Origin of the sequence: Ramlibacter tataouinensis, assembly GCF_001580455.1 — a bacterium.
Classification (GTDB): Bacteria; Pseudomonadota; Gammaproteobacteria; order Burkholderiales; family Burkholderiaceae_C; genus Ramlibacter; species Ramlibacter tataouinensis_B.
The window spans coordinates 2,948,291-2,967,408 of record NZ_CP010951.1 but is presented as its reverse complement, the minus strand read 5'-3'; the positions used below and the strand labels follow the sequence as shown (position 1 = coordinate 2,967,408).

Below are 19,118 nucleotides of genomic sequence, written 5' to 3'. Positions count from 1 at the left end.
TGATTACTTGGCTGCCGCGGTTTCGTGCTTCATCGCCACGTGCGCGTTGTTGCCCGTGCTCGCCGCCTCGACCTCGCGCTCGTACATCTCGAGCAGCGCGCGCTTGTATTCGTTGGGGAAGACCTTCACGAACTTGGTGCGGGCGGTCGCCCAGTCGTCCAGCAGCTCGCGCGCCCGGCGGCTGCCGGTCCAGCGGTTGTGCTCCTCCAGCAGCCGCTTGAGCAGCGACTCGTCGGTCTGGTCCTTGTGCAGGCGCGTGCGGCTGGTCGCCTTCTGCTCGGCGGCGGTGCCCACGCGCTCCAGCGACACCATGGCCGTGTTGCAGCGGCTGGCGAACTGGCCGTCCTCGTCGTAGACGTAGGCGATGCCGCCGGACATGCCGGCCGCGAAGTTGCGCCCGGTCTTGCCCAGCACCACCACCGTGCCGCCGGTCATGTATTCGCAGCCGTGGTCGCCGGTGCCTTCGACCACCGTGGTGGCGCCCGACAGGCGGACCGCGAAACGCTCGCCGGCCACCCCGCTGAAGAAGGCCTCACCGGTGGTGGCACCGTACAGCGCGGTGTTGCCGATGATGATGTTCTGCGTGGCCACGCCGCGGAAGTCGATGCTGGGGCGCACCACAATGCGGCCGCCCGACAGGCCCTTGCCGGTGTAGTCGTTGGCGTCGCCGATCAGGTAGAGCGTGATTCCGCGCGACAGGAAGGCGCCGAAGGACTGGCCGCCGGTGCCTTCGAGCTGGATGCGCACGGTGTCGTCGGGCAGGCCCTCGGGGTGCACCTTGGTCACGGCGCCCGAGAGCATCGCGCCCACCGAGCGGTTAACGTTGCGCGCGACTTCGATGAAGTGCACCTTCTCGCCGCGCTCGATGGCCGGGCGCGACTTCTCGATCAGGATGCGGTCCAGGCTCTTGTGCAGGCCGTGGTCCTGCTCCTCGCACTGGAAGCGCGGCACGTCGGCCGGCACCCTCGGTTGCGCGAACAGGCGGCTGAAGTCCAGGCCCCGGGCCTTCCAGTGCTCGATGCCCTTCTTCATGTCGAGCAGGTCGGTGCGGCCGATCAGCTCGTCGAACGTGCGGATGCCCAGCTGCGCCATGATCTGGCGCACTTCCTCGGCGACGAAGAAGAAGTAGTTGACGACGTGCTCGGGCTTGCCGGAGAACTTGCGGCGCAGCACCGGGTCCTGCGTGGCCACGCCCACCGGGCAGGTGTTCAGGTGGCACTTGCGCATCATGATGCAGCCCTCGACCACCAGCGGCGCGGTGGCGAAGCCGAATTCGTCGGCGCCCAGGATGGCGCCGATGGCGACGTCGCGGCCGGTCTTCATCTGGCCGTCGGCCTGCACGCGGATGCGGCCGCGCAGGCGGTTGAGCACCAGGGTCTGCTGGGTTTCGGCCAGGCCGATTTCCCAGGGCGAGCCGGCGTGCTTGATCGACGACCAGGGCGAGGCGCCGGTGCCGCCGTCATGGCCGGCGATCACCACGTGGTCGGCCTTGCACTTGGCGACGCCGGCGGCGATGGTGCCGACGCCCACTTCCGACACCAGCTTGACGCTGATCGACGACTGCGTGGCGACGTTCTTCAGGTCGTGAATGAGCTGCGCCAAGTCCTCGATCGAATAGATATCGTGGTGCGGCGGCGGCGAGATCAGGCCCACGCCGGGCACCGAGTAGCGCAGCTTGCCGATGTACTTGGAGACCTTGCCGCCGGGCAGCTGGCCGCCCTCGCCCGGCTTGGCGCCCTGCGCCATCTTGATCTGGATCTGGTCCGAGGACGACAGGTATTCGGCCGTGACGCCGAACCGGCCCGAGGCCACCTGCTTGATCTTCGAGCGCAGCGAGTCGCCCTCGTTCAGCGGATAGTCGACCTCGACGATCTCCTTGCCGAGGATCTGCGAGATCGTCTCGCCCTGCTTGATCGGGATGCCCTTGAGCTCGTTGCGGTAGCGGACCGGGTCCTCGCCGCCCTCGCCGGTGTTGCTCTTGCCGCCGATGCGGTTCATCGCCACGGCCAGGGTGGCGTGCGCTTCGGTGGAGATGGAGCCGAGCGACATGGCGCCGGTGGCGAAGCGCTTGACGATCTCCTTCGCCGGCTCGACCTCGTCGACGGGAATCGCCCGGGAGGGGTCGACCCGGAACTCGAACAGGCCGCGCAGCGTCATGTGGCGCCGGCTCTGGTCGTTGATCAGCTGGGCGTATTCCTTGTAGGTGTTCCAGTTGTTGGCGCGCGAGGCGTGCTGCAGCTTGGCGATCGCGTCGGGCGTCCACATATGCTCTTCGCCGCGGGTGCGCCAGGCGTACTCGCCGCCGGCGTCCAGCATGGTGGCCAGCACCGGGTCGTCGCCGAACGCGGCCTTGTGCATGCGGATGGCTTCCTGCGCGATCTCGAACACGCCGATGCCTTCGATGCGGCTGGAGGTGCCGGTGAAGTACTTCTCGATGGTGTCGCTGTTGATGCCGATGACCTCGAACAGCTGGGCGCCGCAGTAGCTCATGTACGTCGACACGCCCATCTTGGACATGATCTTCGACAGGCCCTTGCCGATCGCCTTGACGTAGTTGTAGATCGCCTTGTCCGGGTTCAGCTCGCCCGGCAGGTCCTTGTGGATGGACACCAGGGTTTCCATCGCCAGGTAGGGGTGCACGGCTTCGGCGCCGTAGCCGGCCAGCACGCCGAAGTGGTGGACTTCACGCGCGGTGCCCGTCTCGACCACCAGGCCGGCGGTGGTGCGCAGGCCCTCGCGCACCAGGTGCTGGTGGATCGACGAGAGCGCCAGCAGCGCCGGAATGGCGACCTGGTCCGGGCCGACGGCGCGGTCCGAGATGATCAGGATGTTCTTGCCGCCGCGGATCGCGTCCACCGCCTCGGCGTTGATCGAGGCCAGCTTGGCCTCCACCCCTTCGTGGCCCCAGGCCAGCGGGTAGGTGATGTCCAGCGTGTAGCTGCGGAACTTGCCGTGCGTGATGCTTTCGATGTCGCGCAGCTTGGCCATGTCGGCGAAGTCGAGGATGGGCTGGCTCACTTCCAGCCGCATCGGCGGGTTCACCTGGTTGATGTCCAGCAGGTTCGGCTTGGGGCCGATGAAGGACACCAGCGACATCACGATGGCTTCGCGGATCGGGTCGATCGGCGGGTTGGTCACCTGCGCGAACAACTGCTTGAAGTAGTTGTAGAGCGGCTTGTCCTTGCTCGAGAGCACGGCCAGCGGGCTGTCGTTGCCCATGGAGCCCACGCCCTCCTCGCCGGTCTGCGCCATCGGCGACATCAGGAACTTGATGTCTTCCTGCGTGTAGCCGAAGGCCTGCTGGCGGTCCAGCAGATCGACCTCGCTGTGCGGCACCTTGCCCGAGGTGTCGGACAGGTCATCGAGCTTGATGCGCAGGTTCTCGATCCACTGCTTGTATGGCTTGCCGTTGGCAAGGCTCGCCTTGAGTTCCTCGTCGTCGATCAGGCGTCCCTGTTCCAGGTCGATCAGGAACATCTTGCCGGGCTGCAGGCGCCACTTGCGCACGATCTTGTTCTCGGGCACCGGCAGCACGCCGGATTCCGAGGCCATGATCACCAGGTCGTCGTCGGTGACGCAGTAACGCGCAGGCCGCAGGCCGTTGCGGTCCAGCGTGGCGCCGATCTGGCGCCCGTCGGTGAAGACGATGGAGGCCGGGCCGTCCCAGGGCTCCAGCATTGCCGCGTGGTATTCGTAGAAAGCCTTGCGGCGCTCGTCCATCGTCGTGTGCTGCTCCCAGGGCTCCGGGATCATCATCATCACGGCCTGGCTGATCGGGTAGCCGGCCATGGTGAGCAGTTCCAGGCAGTTGTCGAAGGTCGCGGTGTCGGACTGCGTCGGGAAACTGATCGGGTAGAGCTTCTTCAGGTCGGCGGCCAGCACCGGCGAGGACATCACGCCTTCGCGCGCGCGCATCCAGTTGTAGTTGCCCTTGACCGTGTTGATCTCGCCGTTGTGGGCGACGTAGCGGTAGGGGTGGGCGAGCGGCCACTCGGGGAAGGTGTTGGTCGAGAACCGCTGGTGCACCAGCGCCAACGCCGAGACGCAGCGCGCATCCTTCAGGTCCAGGTAGTAGGTGCCGACCTGGTCCGCCAGCAGCAGACCCTTGTAGACCACCGTGCGGCTGGACATGCTGGGCACATAGTATTCCTTGCTGTGCTTCAGACGCAGGTTCTGGATCGCGGCGCTGGCCGTCTTGCGGATCACATAGAGCTTGCGCTCCAGGGCGTCCTGCACGATGACGTCGGTGCCGCGGCCGATGAAGATCTGGCGCAGGATCGGCTCCTTGGTCTTCACCGTGGGCGACATCGGCATGTCGCGGTCCACCGGCACGTCGCGCCAGCCAATCAGCACCTGGCCTTCGGCCTTCACCGCGCGCTCCAGCTCCTGCTCGCAGGCCAGGCGCGAGGCGTGTTCCTTGGGCAGGAAGATCATGCCGACGCCGTATTCGCCGGGCGGCGGCAGTTCCACGCCCTGCTTGGCCATCTCTTCGCGATACAGCGCGTCGGGCAGCTGCAGCAGGATGCCGGCACCGTCCCCCATCAACTTGTCGGCACCGACCGCGCCCCGGTGATCCAGGTTCTCCAGGATCTTCAGGCCCTGCTGGACGATGGCATGGCTCTTGTCACCCTTGATGTGGGCGACGAACCCGACGCCGCAGGCATCGTGTTCATGGGCGGCCGAATAAAGGCCTTCTTGGCTCAGATGGGAAATTTCGGCAGCCTGGGTCACGGCGCTCTCCTGCGGGTTCTTCATGGGAACGCACAGAATACTGCAGCGCAACAAGCCTGCCAAGTCAAACAATTGGGGTCAGATTCCAATTATTCAGACGCAGCATTCGCCTAACTTTAATTAGGGACAGATCAATCGTCTGTTTCTTCACCCTTTCTGGGACGTCCTGCCTTGCCCCGGCTCAGGCGCCGCTCGGTCCGCCGCTGAAGGTCTGCGACATAGTTGGCGTCACCGAGCGCCCAGCCGCGCAGGGTGGAATCAGTGAGCGCTTGCTGCTGCTGCGATCCAATTCCGGCAAGGACCAGGTCGGTATAGGCGATGTCACGGGCGAAGGGTGTGTTGCCCAGGTTCCAGTACAGGGGATGCGGCGTCACCAGTTTGTCGTGGCGCCGGCCGATGTAGTGCCGATGGCTCGACCAGGGATATTCCGCCGGATCACCGACCAGGCCCGCCCGGACAGGGTTCAGGTCGATGTAGACCATGCAGGCCGCCAGGTAGCGCTCCGCCTGGATCAATGTGGATTTGTACCGCCCCTCCCACAGGGTGCCGGTGCGTTGCTGCTCGCGATTGAAATAGCGCACATAGCTGCGGCCGAGCGCCTGCATCATCAACGGGATCCCCTCGGCGTCCTCCGGCGTGGCGAGCAAATGGAAGTGGTTGCTCATCAGCACATAGGCATGGATCGCCACCCGGTGCTTGCGCGCCTGCTCATCCAGCAGCTGCAGCAGCATCTCGTAGTCGGCCGATGTGGCAAAAATCGCTTGGCGGTTATTGCCGCGCTGGATGATGTGGTGCGGATACCCGGGCAGGGTCAGGCGGGGAAGACGGGCCATGAGGGATCGAGCGTTGAGGCCCGATCTTAAATTGGAATCTGACCCCAATTTAGAGGTCGGGGTAGCGGAGGGGTTCGAGGCCTTGCAGGCCGAATTCGGCCAGCAGGGACCGCAGGCGGTCGGAGGCGGCGCGCTTGCGATGGCCGGTGTGGGTGGCCAGGATCAGTTCATTCTTGAGGCTGTGCTCCCAGCCCACGAGTTCGGTGACCGTGACCTGGTAACCGCGCGCCTCGAGATAGAGGCAGCGCAGCACGTTGGTGAGCTGGCTGCCCAGCTCGCGGGTGTGCAGTGGATGGCGCCACAGCTCGGCCAAGGGCGTGCGCGACAGGGACAGTGCCTTGTCGCGCCGCAGGCAGGCGGCCACCTCGGCCTGGCAGCAGGGCACCAGCACCATGTGCTGCGCCTGCTTGCGCAGCCCGAAGGCGATGGCGTCGTCGGTCGCGGTGTCGCAGGCATGCAGGGCGGTCACCACGTCGAAGCGCTGCGGCAGCGTGTCCAGCCCCGAGGCATCCGCCGCGCTGACGTTGAGGAAGGACATGCGTTCGAACCCCAGGCGTGCAGCCAGCGCCTGCGAGCGTTCCACCAGCTCGGCACGGGTTTCGATGCCGTAGATGCGGCCCGCGCCCAGATCCTTGAAGTACAGGTCGTACAGGATGAATCCCAGGTAGGACTTGCCGGCGCCGTGGTCCGCCAGCGTCGGGCCTTCAGGCGCCTGCGGCAATTGCGCGAGCAGCTTCTCGATGAACTGGTAGAGATGCAGGACCTGCTTGAGCTTGCGCCGCGAGTCCTGGTTGATGCGCCCTTCCCGCGTGAGGATGTGCAGTTCCTTGAGCAGCTCGGTCGACTGCCCCGGCCGCAAGTCCAGCTGCGTCGCGCCGTCCTTCATCGCGCTGTCCTTCATCGCGCCGTCCTTCATGGCGACGGCCCGACGTCCAGCGCCGCCCAGCCTTCGGGCCCGAGCTTGCGCAGGGTCTGCATGTTGGTTTCGTAGATCGCCTCGGCTTCCGGAAACGCCTGCACTGCGCGATCGATGCTGGCTTCGCGGATCAGGTGGATCGTGGGATAGGGCGAGCGGTTCGTGAAGTTCGTGATGTCGTCTTCGGCGGTGCCGGCGAACTGGAAGCGCGGGTGGAAAGACGCCAGCTGGATCGTACCGGCCAGCCCGCGCTTGCGCACCAGGCGCTCGGCCCGCGCCATGAAATCGTTGAACTCCAGGAAATCCTCGAAGGCCCTCGGCAGGATCAGCAAAGTGGTGTCGCGCTCGGAAGCATCCCGCCCGACCAGATCATGAAGTTCCGCGGCGAGCGCCTCCAGCACCTCGCCGGCCCCGGTGGCCGCGCAAACCGCGTGGTGCACCTGTCCCTTGATGTGCACCGACTTGGCAAAGGGGCACAGGTTCAGGCCGATGACGGCACGCTCCAGCCAGCGGCGCGTGTCGCGCTCGGCGGCCTCTATCAGGCTGGACATGGTCACACCACGAAGCGTTGGGGCTGTGAAACGATCAGCTTGGCCAGTTCATCGAGCAGTTCGGACTTGATCTGCGCGGCAGGCCAGCTGACGTTGATGATGTCGAAGCCGGTGGCGTTCATCAAGCGGAAGGCGATCAGGGCCTTGTCATGGTCGGGCGCGATCATGATGCTGCCGCGGGTTTCCGTGATGTAGTCGAACTGATAGGCCAGCAGCGTGTTCTTTTCCGGATGGCGCAGGTCCTTGCGCTCGTGCTTGACCGGCCCCATCGCCAGCCGCGATTCGACCCGCTGCAGGTCCGGCGGGAAGTTCACGCGCACGCTGCCGCCCACCGGCTGGCCGATCTGCGGAACGATGCGCCATCCCATGCCGAGGTATTCGAAGGCCTCCTTGTTGCGCAGCATCTTGCGGCGCGAATCGACGCGGAAGTCGACGAGCTTCATCGCCGGCCAGGGCGTCCTGCCATCCAGCGAGAACTTCGGTGCGGCCGGTGAGATCACGTTCAACTGCCCGGCCAGGTCCCGCAGGTAGAACAGGATCGTGCGGCACGCCTGCTCGGTCTCGGCAGTGTTGTGTTGCAGGTCGACGTCGTCGCGCTCCTGTTGCGTCTGCAAGGCCCGCGCCTGGGTTTTCAGTTGATTGAGGAAACTCACGATGCTGCGTAATGTGTGTCCCGCTGAATTTTAGGCCGTCGCTCACACTTTTCTTACAAATTGGGGCCGGCGCTGCGCGCCCTCGCGCGCACTAGCGTGAGGTTCTTGCCAGCAGGCCACCGATGACACGCGCCAGCAGCATTCCGGCGAGGGCCAGGCAGCCGGTGACCACCCCGCTCCACTGCCAGCCACCGGCCCAGGAGGCGACCAGGGCCACCAGCGGAGGCCCTGCGAACTGTCCGGCCGACGACCACTGCTGCATCCAGCCCACCGTCGTCGAGACCGTCTGTTCGCCCGGCGCCAGCCGCACGGCCAGCGAAAAGAGCGTGCCCGGAATCAGCCCGCCCACCATCGAGAAGCCGAGCACGCCGGCGTAGCGCACGGCGGCCGCGAGCCGCGCATCCACGCCGCCCCAGACATCCGCGAAAGCGATGAGCGCACCCAGCGCCATCGCCGCGAAGCCGGCGACCAGCAGGCGCTGCGGCCGCGCGTGCCGCTGCAGCAGCCGTCCTGCGGCGATGTTGCCGAGCATGTTGACCAGCGCGGCCAGCGCCGTCGCCGCGCCGGCCAGCGATGCGCTCCATCCGGCCTGCGCATACATCGACGGCAGGAAGCCGATCACCGACAGCCACTGGCCGGAATAGACCGCGAAGCTCAATGCAATTAGCCAGGGGCCGGGGCTGCGCAGCGTGCGCGCCAGCCGCGACACCCAGCCCGCTGCAGCGCCCTGCCCCGTGCCGAAAAGGCGCGGATCGACAGGCAAGGCCACCCAGATCCACAGCGCGGCCAGCGCCGACATGGCAGCGAGCAGCCACCACCAGCCCGGCCAACCGACCCAGGACATCACCGGCGCGCCACACAACAGGGCCAGCGCGGTGCCGAGCGGCATGTAGGCACCCCAAACGCCCAGCACCGCATTGACGCGGCCGGGCGCAACCAGGCGGCGGATCAGGCTGGGCGCCGAGGTCGCCGCCATCAGGAATCCCATGCCCTCGAGCGCGCGCAGCAGCATCAGTGCCGGCACCGAAGGTGTCGCGCCGGCAACGGCACTCGCCAGCGAGAGCAGGGCCAGGCCTGCGACCATTGTGCGCTTGAGCCCCAGGCTGTCCGCCGCCAGGCCGATCATCAGCCCGAACAGCATGCCGGCCACCTGAACCAGCGACAGCAGGAAGCCCGCCTGCACGAGCGTCACGCCCAAGGCCTCGCGCAGCACCGGCAAGGCGATGGGCAGCTTTCCCACATGCAGTGCTGCGGCAACGCCGCCGAGCACGACCAGCAGCGCCGGATCGACGCGGCGCGCGCTCACGCCAACAGCTTGCGTCCTGTCAGACGCTCGTGCTCGCGGCCGGCGAAGCGGTCCGTCATGCCGGCGATGTAATCGGCGACGGCCCGGGCGGTGTCCGCGCGCGCCGCGAAGTCCGCCGGCATCTGCGAAGCATCGTTCATGTAGGCGTCGAACAGTTCGCGGACGACCTGCTTGGCCCGGCCGGTGACGTCCAGCACCTGCGGATGCCGGTACAGCTTGTGCAGCAGGAAGCGCTTCAGCGCCGCCGACTGGCTGCCCATGCCCGCGCTGAAGCGGACCAGCGGGGCGCAGCGGCGCGCGGCGTCGGGGCTGGCCGGCGCCGCCTGATCGATCTGCGCGCGCGTGGCATCGATGACGTCGTACACCTGGGCACTGAGCATGCGGCGGATCGTCTCGTACAGCACGCGGCGGCCGGTGAGCGCCGGATGGTCGCGCAGCGTGTCCGAGTGAAAGCGCTCGAACAGTTCGACCCCGGCGAGCTGCTGGATGGTGATCAGGCCCGATCGCACGCCGTCGTCGATGTCGTGCGCGTTGTAGGCGATCTCGTCGGCCAGGTTGCAAAGCTGCGCTTCGATGCTGGGCTGCGTGCCGTCGAGGAATCGGCGCGCCACTCCCTGCGGCTGCGCCGCTTCGATCTGCTGCGCGTTGGCGCGCGAACAGTGTTTGAGGATGCCTTCGCGCGTTTCGAAGGTCAGGTTCAGCCCGGCGTAGGCGGGATAGCGCTCTTCCAGTTCGTCCACCACGCGCAGGCTTTGCAGGTTGTGCTCGAAGCCGCCGTGTTCGCGCATGCAATCGTGCAGCGCGTCCTGGCCTGCATGGCCGAAGGGCGTGTGCCCCAGATCGTGCGCCAGCGCGATCGTCTCGACCAGGTCTTCGTTCAGTTCGAGCGTGCGCGCGATCGAGCGCGCCAGCTGCGCCACTTCCAGCGAGTGGGTGAGCCGGGTGCGGAACAGGTCGCCCTCGTGGTTGAGGAACACCTGGGTCTTGTAGACCAGCCGGCGAAAGGCGGTGGAATGGACGATGCGGTCGCGGTCGCGCTGAAACTCGCTGCGGGTGGGCGCCGCTTCCTCGCTATGGCGGCGGCCCCGCGAGCGCGCGGGGTCGCAGGCATAGGCCGCCAGGCTCACCTCAGGCGCCCTGGGTGCAGTGCTCGATCACCTCGCGCACCAGCCCGTCGGGAGCCCCGCGCACCGTCGCATGCCCCGGCCGGTCGATCAGCACGAACTTGATCTCGCCCCCCTCGGCCTTCTTGTCCACCTGCATCAGTTCGAGGTAGCGCGCCGCACCGAGCCGTGGCCCGACGACGGGCAGACCGGCACGGGCGATCAGAGCCGTCACGCGCTGCGCGAAGGCTTCGTCCACCAGCCCGAGCCGTTGCGACAGCTGCAGCGCCATGACCATGCCGCAGCCGACAGCCTCGCCATGCAGCCACTCGCCGTAGCCGAGGCCGGCCTCGATCGCGTGGCCGAAGGTGTGGCCGAAATTGAGGATGGCGCGCAGGCCCGACTCGCGCTCGTCATGCCCGACCACCTGCGCCTTGATCTCGCAACTGCGCTTGACCGCATGCGCGAGCAGTGCCGTGTCGCGCGCCAGCAGGCCGGCTATGTTCTGCTCGATCCAGCCGAGGAATTCCATGTCGGCGATCGGCCCGTACTTGATCACTTCCGCCAGGCCGGCGCTCAGCTCGCGCGGCGGCAGCGTGGCCAAGGTCGTGAGGTCGCATACCACCAGCCGGGGCTGGTAGAACGCGCCGATCATGTTCTTGCCCAGCGGATGGTTGATCGCGGTCTTGCCGCCGACCGAGGAATCCACCTGCGCGAGCAGCGTCGTGGGCACCTGCACGAAAGGCACGCCGCGCATGTAGCTGGCGGCGGCGAATCCCGTCATGTCGCCCACGACGCCGCCACCCAGCGCGTACAGCACCGTCTTGCGGTCGCAAGCCTTGGCCAGCAGCGAGTCGAAGATGAGATTGAGCGTCTGCCAGTCTTTGTGCGCCTCGCCGTCCGGCAGGACCACCAGGTCCACACTGCGGTGGCGGGCGGCGATCGCGGCACGCAGCCGGGCCGCGTAAAGTGGTGCCACGGTCGTGTTGCTGACGATCACCGCCTGGGTGGACGCGGGCACACCGGCCCAGGTGCCGGGGGCGTCGAGCAGCGCGGCGCCGATGAGAATGGGGTAACTGCGGTCGCCGAGGTCGATCTCGACCTGCTCGGACGCCGGCACTTGCGCGGGGGACATGCCCCAAGTGTACGGCGACGTTCCTCAGCGGCCTTTGGGACGCGCCGGCAGCAACCCGGCGGCCGCCAGTTGCGCCTCGATGGCCTTCGCCAGCGCAGGCACCGAAGGGTTGGCGGTCGCTACGATGAAGTGCGCGGTTTCGCTGTAAAGCGGGTCGCGCGCTTCGAAGAGTTCGCGCAGGCGGCCGAGCGGATCGGCCACCTGCAGCAGCGGCCGCTTCTTGTCGTGCCGGATGCGTTCGAAGATATCGTCGGCGCTGGCGCGCAGGTAGACCACCTGCCCGGCCTCGCGCAAACGCTGGCGATTGGCGGCCCGCAGCACGGCCCCGCCGCCGGTGGCGAGCACGCCTTCCTGCCGGCACAACTCGGCGATGACCTCTTCCTCGACATCACGAAAGGCGTCCTCGCCTTCCCGCTCGAAAAAAGAACGGATCGAGCAGCCCAGTCGCTGCTCGATCACGTGGTCGGAGTCGTTGAAGTTGAGTCCGAGCCGCCGGGCGAGTTGACGCCCGACGGTGGATTTACCTGAGCCGGGCAAGCCGGTCAGGATGATCACGGGATGGGGACATTGAAGATCGTCTTCAGGCCGCCGGGCGTGAGCACCGTGACCGAGACGAGGTCATTCGACGCGCAATTCTTCAGGATCACCTGATGACTGGTCACCAGCGATTCGTTCGGATTCGGGCTAGGGATCACGTTCGGAACCACGGTGCCAAACAGCTTTTCCACTGAGCATGCCAGATTGTTGCCGGGCGTACGATCGCCGGTGTCGACCGAAACGACCGTTCCCGCCGGCATCGGCAGCAGCGGATTGTCGATGCTGCCCAGCGTGAAGTCCATCGCGCCCGCATTGAAGGCCACAATGTTCAGAACGGGATTGCTCGAGGAGAACAGCAAGACGGCTTGCTGTCGCACGGTCGTTCCCAGAGTACCGTCGCAAGTGTTCGCGCGCGCCGGGAAAGGCCAGCCGCTACCTGAACAGGCATTTGTGCCGCCACGCGGGACCACGAACTCGCCTTGTTCGAACGAGTGATTTTCATTGTCGTCGCGGTACGCGTCACCGATGTCGGCGAGAGTGTCGATGCCGGCGTCGTACTTGTTGTTGCCATTGACGTCCACATAGTCCTTGGTGCCCGACGCGAAGGCCATAACCGACACGCGGCCTCCGGCCGGCCTGGGGTTCTGGCTGATGAAGTCGACCGTGCACAACGAAATGCCATTCACCTTGGTCGTTGCGCAACTGGAAGCCACCTGCCCCCCCTCCGCCGTGAAGTTGACCACGGTGCCGTTCTCGACCGGGTTGCCCTGGCGGTCGGCCAGGCGAGCCGTCAGCCTCGTGGGCGTGCCATCCTGATTCCAGCCTTCGATATTGGAAGTTTCCACGCTCAGGCTCATGAAACGCTGCGATGGCGGGCCAGACGAAACGCTGAGATTCTGGGTTTCGGCAAACACGCTGGCATCAGAGACCAGCGATGCGCGCACCTTCACCGGTCCTGGAATTGTGCCGGAGAAGACCGAGACCGTGGCCTCGCCTTGGGCGTCGCTGGTTGCGGAGACATCGACGGTTGAGCCAGTAGAGCCCAAGCCAACACCACCAGGATTGACCAGCAGGCTGAACTTGACGGCCACGTTCGTCAGCGGCGTCGTTCCCGACAGGACCTTGAACTTGACGTTCGATTGTTCCATAGCGCCCGAACCCGACACAAAGATCTGCCCCGGCGTGGCATTCACGAAGGTAATGGCATTCGCGACGGGCGCCGCCACAGTCACGGTGGACGATTTGGGCGTGGCACCGGCACTGCTGGCAGTCACGGTCACCGGTCCGCTGCACAGCGTTCCGTCACCGTTGACAGCGTTGTAGACGGCGGTCGCAATGCCCGATCCGTTCGTCGTGGTGCTGAAGCTGGTGCCGACGTTGTTGATGCGTCCGCAGCTGGCCGTGAAGCTCACGTTGATCGGCAGCGCACTCGCCGGAGTTCCCCCGATCATCGCCGTGACGCTGAGGGAGGTGTTTCCGCCGGAGGGAAGGTTGGCACTGCCAACGGTCAATGCCGAGAGACTGAGACTGCTGGAGGAGACCGCGAAGTCGACGTTTCCGGTCACCGTGGCGCCGTTGACCGAAGCACTCGCGGTCAGGGTCGCGGCGCCGGTCGCGGTCAGGGAAGCGGGGGCAATAACCACCTGCGCCACGCCTGAGGAATCCGTCAACGCGGTACTCGGCGTCAAGGTGGCGAGGTTCGCGTTGCTCAAGGAGAACGTGACCAGTTTGTTGGTCACCGCGGCGCCCGATCCGTCCTTGACGGTGGCCTTGGCGGAAAACGAGCTGCCGACGCTCAGCGAAGTCGAGGGCGCGCCGGTGGAGTTGACCACTGCGACAACCACGGTCGGCGACGTGGTAGGAGTGCTGCCACCGCCATCGCTTCCTGAACCGCCGCTGTTCGTGGGCGGGGTAGTGGTGCCTGTGCTTCCCGCGCTACCGCCGCCTCCACCGCAAGCTGCCAACAGCACCGCGAACAGCGCGCTCACGAGCAATCTCATCAATTGAGTCATGTCCTCTTCCTAGCCTTCTCGATTCTTGGTTTTTTTGGTCAACGTGCCGCCGCGCGATCCGCAATCATCTTGGGGGTGATGAAGACAAGCATTTCCTGCTTGTTGGTGCTGCGCGTCCTGTTCTTGAACAGGTTGCCGGCGTAGGGGATGTCGCCGAGCAGCGGAACCTTGGCTTCGCTGTCGCTCTCGGTCAGCTCGAAGATGCCGCCGATGACGACCGTGCCGCCGTTCTCCACCAGCACCTGGGTCTTGATGTGCTTGGTGTTGATCGCGATGCCCGCGGCCGTGGTTTCGCCGCGGCTGTCCTTGTTGATGTCCAGGTCCAGGATGATGTTGCCTTCGGGCGTGATCTGCGGCGTGACCTCCAGCTTGAGGGTGGCGCGGCGGAACGCGATCGAGGTGGCGCCGCTGGACGTCGCCTGCTGGTAGGGGAACTCGGTGCCCTGCTCGATCATGGCCTTGGTCTTGTCGGCCGTCACGATGCGCGGGCTGGACACCAGCTTGCCCTTGCCGTCAGCCTCCAGGGCCGAGAGCTCGAGGTTCAGGAAGCGGTTGGCCGCGGCGCTGAACAGCGAGATGGCGAAGGTCGACGGGTTGTAGCCGCCCTGCCCGATCGCCGGCAGGTGCACGAAGGTGGTGTTCGCCGTGTCCAGCTTGTTTTCCGCTTCGCCGGTGGTGCCCGAGACGGCGTCGTAGGTGCCGCCCAGCGCGATCCGGTTGCCGTTGCCGCCGACCGAGTAGCCGGCGTCACCGCCGCGGATGCCGCGCAGGTCGCTGCCGCCCAGGCGCACGCCGAGCGAGCGGCCGAAGGTGTCGGAGGCTTCCACGATGCGCGCCTCGATCAGCACCTGGGGCACTGCGATGTCGAGCTTGGCGATCAGGTCCTGCACCTGTTCCAGGCGCGCCGGGATGTCGGTGACGAACACCTGGTTGGTGCGCGGCTCGGCGATCACGCTGCCGCGGGTGCTCAGGATGCGCGCGGCACCGGAGCCGGCGGTGATCTGCGCCGCGATGTCGGCGGCCTTGGTGTAGTTCAGCTGGAAGGACTGGGTGCGCACCGGCTCCAGGCTCTGGATGGCCGCTTTCGACTCGAGGTCGAGCTTCTCCTTGGCGGCGATTTCGTCCTTGGGCGCGATCCACAGCACGTTGCCGGTCTTGCGCATGCCCAGGCCCTTGGCCTGCAGAACGATGTCAAGCGCCTGGTCCCAGGGCACATCCTTCAGGCGCAGCGTCACCGAACCCGTCACGGAGTCGGAAGTCACCACGTTGAAGTTGGTGAAGTCGGCGATCACCTGCAGCAGCGCCCGCACGTCGATGCTCTGGAAGTTCAGCGACAGCTTCTCGCCGGCGAAACCGCGGCCTTGCGTCAGCTTGGACGGATCGACCTTGACCTGGCGCACCTCGACGACGAACTGGTTGTCGCTCTGGTAGGCGCTGTGCTCCCAGGTGCCCTTGGGCTCGATAGTCACCCGCACGCGGTCGCCGACCTGCGTCGTGGTCACGGTCTGCACGGGCGTGCCGAAGTCGGTCACGTCCAGGCGGCGGCGCAGCCCCTCGGGCAGGGTCGACTTGAGGAATTCGACCACCAGGTTATGGCCCTGCTGGCGGATGTCCACGCCCACCTGGTTGCTGGGCAGGGCGACGATGACGCGCCCGGCGCTGTCGGTGCCGCGCCGGAAGTCCAGGTCGCGGATCGGCTGCGTCTCGACGTTGCGGCTCTCGGCGAACACCGGCTGCGTCGGCTTGGCCGGGCCGGCCGCGGCGACCGGCTCGAACACCACGAGCAGCGACTTGCCCTGCAGCTGCGCCTTGTAGCCGGCGGCGGCCTTCAGGTTCAGCACGAGGCGGGTGCGCTCGCCGGCCTGGACCACGTTCACCGAGCGCACGTTGCCCTGGTTGATTTCCACCGTGCTCTTGCCCAGGCCGTTGCTGGCCCCGGGAATGTCCAGCGCCACGCGTGCGGGCGCCTGGATCGAGAACCCGGCCGGCACCGCTGCCAGCGGCTGCGCGAAGTCGATCCGCACGACCTCCACCCCGCCCTGGATCGAGCCATTGACCGCTTCGACGGCGTTTTGCGCCCGCGCGGAGAAGGCCAATGAGGCGGCGACCAAAGCGGTGCCGAAGGCACAGATCCGCCGCCAGCTGATCCTGTTGTAGTTCATTTCGACCCTCTCTCTTGCAGTTGCAACGTGGCGGCTCGCTCAGTCCATTCACCGGCAGCGTCCTGCACGATTTCGCGCAGGACCACCTCCGTCTCGCCCACCTTCATGATCTTTCCGTAGTTCTGGCCCAGGTAATTGCCGGGGCGCACCTGGTACAGCAGGTTGTCCACGCGCAGCAGCGCCACCGGGCGGCCCTCCTTGTTGAGGTAGCCGACCATCTTCATCGAATCCAGGGGGAAGGCTTCGAGCGCTTCCTTACGCCGCGCGAGTTCGGGCGCCAGCAGCGCCATGTTCGCCGTGGACTTGTCCGACTCCCGCTTGAGCGCCTGCGTCAGCTTCTGATTGCTGAAGGGATCGGTGGACCCGTCTTGCGTGTAGGGCTGCGGCACAAACTTCTTGGGTTCGGGAATCGGCTGAACTCGCGGCCGGGTGGCGGCGCGCTGCGCGGCCATCCATTGCTGCAGTTCGTCCTGCCCTGACGAGCCGCAGCCCGCCAGCGCCAACGCGGCCATTCCCGCCGCCGCGAGGGTGCGCTTTCTCATTTCTTCTGCGCTCCTTTCGCCTTGCGCTGCGCGGCCACTTCGTCCGAATCGAGATAGCGGAAGGTCTTCGCCGTCGCGTCCATCACCAGACTGCCGTCCTTGTTCGGCGTCACCGCCAGGTTGTTCAGCGTGACGATGCGCGAGAGGTTGGCCACGTCGGCGGCGAACGCGCCCACATCGTGGAAGCGGCCGGTGACCCGCAGGGCGATGGGCAGTTCGGCGTAGTACTCGCGCACGCTCACCTGTCCCGGGCGGAACAGCTCGAAGCTCAGGCTGCGGCCGAGGCCGGCCTGGTTGATGTCCGACAGCAGGGCGTCCATTTCCGCCTTGCTGGGCAGCTGCTTCTCGAGTTGCGTCACGTACTGCAGCACCTGCTCGCGCTGCTTCTTGAGCGCATCAAGGTTGACCGCCTCGGCCAGCTTCTTGCTGTAGTCCGCGCGCAGCTCGATTTCCTTCTTCTGCTCGCGCTGCAGTTCCTCGTCGGAGTCGACCAACCAGGCGAACCAGAGGCCCACCACGATGGCAGCCATCAGGGTGAGGCACAGCAGGGCGCGCGGCAGCAGCGGCCAGGACGACGGATCGTTCGGGTTCAGGCCACGGAACTGGCCGAACACGGCGTGCTGGATCGCCGCGACGTCGAACTTGGAAGGCTCACGGGTCGCCATGTCAGGTCCTCACGGGGCCGGAAGCGGCCGAAGCCGGCGCCGATGAGCCGCTGGCAGCGGACGCAGCCTTCTGCGCCTCGCTCGCCCGCAGCAGCTTGAAGCGCAGGACATAGTTGGAAACCCGGCGGTTGTCGCGCGGACTCAGGGAAACCGAGGTGGACGTGATCTCGACCAGGTCCGGACGCGTCAACCAGGGGCTGTTGTTGCTCAGGTTGCGCAGCAGCTCCGAAACGCGCTCGTTGGATTGCGCGATGCCGGTGATCGAAATGGTCTGGTTCTCCTGCTTGATGCTGGTGACATACACGCCATCGGGCAGCTGCTTGACCAGTTCGTTCAGCAGGTGCACCGGCATGTTGCGGTCGGCCTGCAGGTCTTCCACCGCCTGCTGGCGGGCCCGCAGGGCCGCAATCTCGGCCTGCAGCGTGGCGATATCCTTGATCTGGTCTTCCAGCTTCTTGATCTCCGTCTGCAGCACCGCGTTCTGGTTCTGCTGGTCGGAGATCTGGGCGACATACCAGCCGTAGATCGCGCCGGCGATGATGCCGCCGGCCACGGCCGATGCCCCCAGCGATGCGAAGAAGGCCTCGCGCCGGCGTTTGCGTGCCGCCTCGCGGTGCGGCAACAGGTTGATCAGGATCACTGCAGGAACCTCCGCATCGCCAGGCCGCAGGAGGTCAGGTAGGACGGCGCTTCACGGCGCATCTTCTTCTCCCGCACTCCCTCACCCACGTGCATGCCTTCGAACGGGTCGGCCAGGTGGCAGGCGAAGGAGGTCTGCGCCGTCACCGCTTCGGCCAGGCCGGGCAAGGCCGCCGAACCGCCGGCCAGCATCACGTACTCGACCTTGTTGTGCGGGGTGCTGGTGAAGAAGAACTGCAGCGCCCGGGCCACTTCCTGCGCCATGCTTTCGACAAAGGGCTTGAGCACCGCGGCTTCATAGTCTTCCGGCAGGTCGCCGCTGCGCTTCTTCGATTCAGCCTCTTCCGGCGAGAAGCCGTATTGGCGAACGATCAGCTGGGTGAGCTGCGCGCCGCCGAAGGCCTGGTCGCGGTCGTACAGGACTTCCTCGTTGCGCAGCACCTGCATGCTGGTGGTGTAGGCGCCCACCTCGAACAGGGCGACCATGGTGTCCACCCCCTCGCCGGGCAGGCCCTGGATCAGGCGGGCCGCCGCCAGGCGCGACGCATACGACTCGACGTCGATGATCACCGGCTTCAGGCCGGCAGCTTCCGCCAGGCCCTGCCGGTCTTGCACCTTTTCCTTGCGCGAGGCCGCGATCAGCACCTCGACGTCGCCGGCCGAGGTGGAGCTCGGGCCGATCACGCAGAAGTCCAGGCTCACTTCGTCCAGCGAGAACGGGATGTACTGGTTGGCCTCGGCTTCGACCTGGACCTCCAGCTCCTGCTCGGACAGGCCGCCGGGGAGGATGATCTTCTTGGTGATGACGGCGGAGGGCGGGAGCGCCATGGCGACGTTCCGCGTGCGCGTGCCGCTTTTCTTGATCACCCGGCGCATGGCTTCCGCCACCTCGTCGAATTTCTCGACGTTGCCATCGGTGATCCAGCCGCGCTCCAAGGGCTCTATGGCGCAGCGTTCCAGCACCAGATTGCCCTCCTTGTCACGGCCGAGTTCGACCAGCTTGACGCTGGATGAGCTGATGTCCAAGCCCAACAGTGGCGCTGGCTGGCGGCTAAGCAAAGACCCCAAAGAGATCAATTGAACGTCTCCTGCAACGCCGTATTTCAAGGCGTAACAAACCTAAGGTTTCACTTCAATGCTAGCAGTAACGTCCTTGTCCCACAAAGGATTTTTCCCCATCTCATCTACGCCCCGTTGCCAAATACTGACGGCGTTACCCAACTCGTCCACGGAACTTTGTCTCGCCTGGAGCGGGCCCGGCGGCAGCCCTCGGCGCACCCATCCTGCCCAGGGGAAGCCGCCCCGGAAGCGATTTTTATAATGAGCTGTTGGG

The 19,118-nt window shown here is 66.2% G+C and carries 15 protein-coding genes; all 15 read right to left on the bottom strand.

Annotated elements, in window-relative coordinates; all coding sequences use genetic code 11:
* Positions 1 to 3: 3 nt before the first annotated feature.
* The 15 genes from UC35_RS14010 to UC35_RS13935 all read right to left on the bottom strand — a co-directional run bounded on the left by UC35_RS14010 (position 4) and on the right by UC35_RS13935 (position 18,862).
* A complete protein-coding gene (locus UC35_RS14010; protein ID WP_061503836.1) occupies positions 4 to 4,731 on the bottom strand; it encodes a glutamate synthase-related protein in 4,728 nt (1,575 codons plus the stop codon).
* Between the two features lie 131 nt (positions 4,732 to 4,862).
* The gene (locus UC35_RS14005; RefSeq protein WP_061500710.1) at positions 4,863 to 5,564 is read right to left on the bottom strand and encodes an REP-associated tyrosine transposase; all 702 of its coding nucleotides are present in this window, start codon (positions 5,562 to 5,564) and stop codon (positions 4,863 to 4,865) included.
* 49 nt (positions 5,565 to 5,613) lie between these two features.
* Positions 5,614 to 6,465, bottom strand: coding sequence for a class I SAM-dependent methyltransferase (locus tag UC35_RS14000; RefSeq protein ID WP_061503835.1), 852 nt, complete (start codon positions 6,463 to 6,465; stop codon positions 5,614 to 5,616).
* Positions 6,466 to 6,476: 11 nt separating this feature from the next.
* Positions 6,477 to 7,031 carry a DUF1415 domain-containing protein gene (locus tag UC35_RS13995; RefSeq protein ID WP_061500708.1) on the bottom strand — a complete coding sequence of 185 codons (555 nt, stop codon included), beginning with the start codon at positions 7,029 to 7,031 and terminating at the stop codon, positions 6,477 to 6,479.
* Positions 7,032 to 7,033: 2 nt separating this feature from the next.
* Positions 7,034 to 7,684, bottom strand: coding sequence for a hypothetical protein (locus UC35_RS13990; protein WP_061500706.1), 651 nt, complete (start codon positions 7,682 to 7,684; stop codon positions 7,034 to 7,036).
* 91 nt (positions 7,685 to 7,775) lie between these two features.
* Positions 7,776 to 8,990 (bottom strand): CynX/NimT family MFS transporter, encoded by a 1,215-nt coding sequence (locus UC35_RS13985; RefSeq protein ID WP_061500704.1) that lies wholly within the window; start codon positions 8,988 to 8,990, stop codon positions 7,776 to 7,778.
* Positions 8,987 to 10,117: a deoxyguanosinetriphosphate triphosphohydrolase gene (locus UC35_RS13980; RefSeq protein WP_061500702.1), complete on the bottom strand. Its 1,131-nt coding sequence runs from the start codon at positions 10,115 to 10,117 to the stop codon at positions 8,987 to 8,989. The genes UC35_RS13985 and UC35_RS13980 overlap by 4 nt, the downstream gene beginning before the upstream one ends.
* 1 nt (position 10,118) lies before the next feature.
* Positions 10,119 to 11,228 (bottom strand): 3-dehydroquinate synthase, encoded by a 1,110-nt coding sequence (aroB, locus tag UC35_RS13975; RefSeq protein ID WP_061500701.1) that lies wholly within the window; start codon positions 11,226 to 11,228, stop codon positions 10,119 to 10,121.
* A 24-nt stretch (positions 11,229 to 11,252) separates the two neighbouring features.
* Complete coding sequence (locus UC35_RS13970) at positions 11,253 to 11,783, bottom strand: shikimate kinase (RefSeq protein WP_061500699.1); 531 nt, start codon at positions 11,781 to 11,783, stop codon at positions 11,253 to 11,255.
* The gene (locus tag UC35_RS13965; RefSeq protein ID WP_158513906.1) at positions 11,780 to 13,753 is read right to left on the bottom strand and encodes a hypothetical protein; all 1,974 of its coding nucleotides are present in this window, start codon (positions 13,751 to 13,753) and stop codon (positions 11,780 to 11,782) included. Before UC35_RS13965 ends, UC35_RS13970 begins: the two co-directional genes overlap by 4 nt.
* A 62-nt stretch (positions 13,754 to 13,815) precedes the next feature.
* Entirely contained in the window at positions 13,816 to 15,939 is a 2,124-nt protein-coding gene (pilQ, locus tag UC35_RS13955) for a type IV pilus secretin PilQ (RefSeq protein WP_061500693.1), read from the bottom strand.
* Positions 15,936 to 16,481 carry a pilus assembly protein PilP gene (locus UC35_RS13950; protein ID WP_061500691.1) on the bottom strand — a complete coding sequence of 182 codons (546 nt, stop codon included), beginning with the start codon at positions 16,479 to 16,481 and terminating at the stop codon, positions 15,936 to 15,938. The genes pilQ and UC35_RS13950 overlap by 4 nt, the downstream gene beginning before the upstream one ends.
* A complete protein-coding gene (locus UC35_RS13945) occupies positions 16,478 to 17,146 on the bottom strand; it encodes a type 4a pilus biogenesis protein PilO (RefSeq protein ID WP_061500689.1) in 669 nt (222 codons plus the stop codon). Before UC35_RS13945 ends, UC35_RS13950 begins: the two co-directional genes overlap by 4 nt.
* Position 17,147: 1 nt before the next feature.
* Positions 17,148 to 17,786, bottom strand: a complete 639-nt coding sequence (locus UC35_RS13940) for a PilN domain-containing protein (RefSeq protein ID WP_061500688.1) — start codon at positions 17,784 to 17,786, stop codon at positions 17,148 to 17,150.
* The gene (locus UC35_RS13935) at positions 17,783 to 18,862 is read right to left on the bottom strand and encodes a pilus assembly protein PilM (protein WP_061500686.1); all 1,080 of its coding nucleotides are present in this window, start codon (positions 18,860 to 18,862) and stop codon (positions 17,783 to 17,785) included. The genes UC35_RS13940 and UC35_RS13935 overlap by 4 nt, the downstream gene beginning before the upstream one ends.
* Positions 18,863 to 19,118 lie beyond the last annotated feature (256 nt).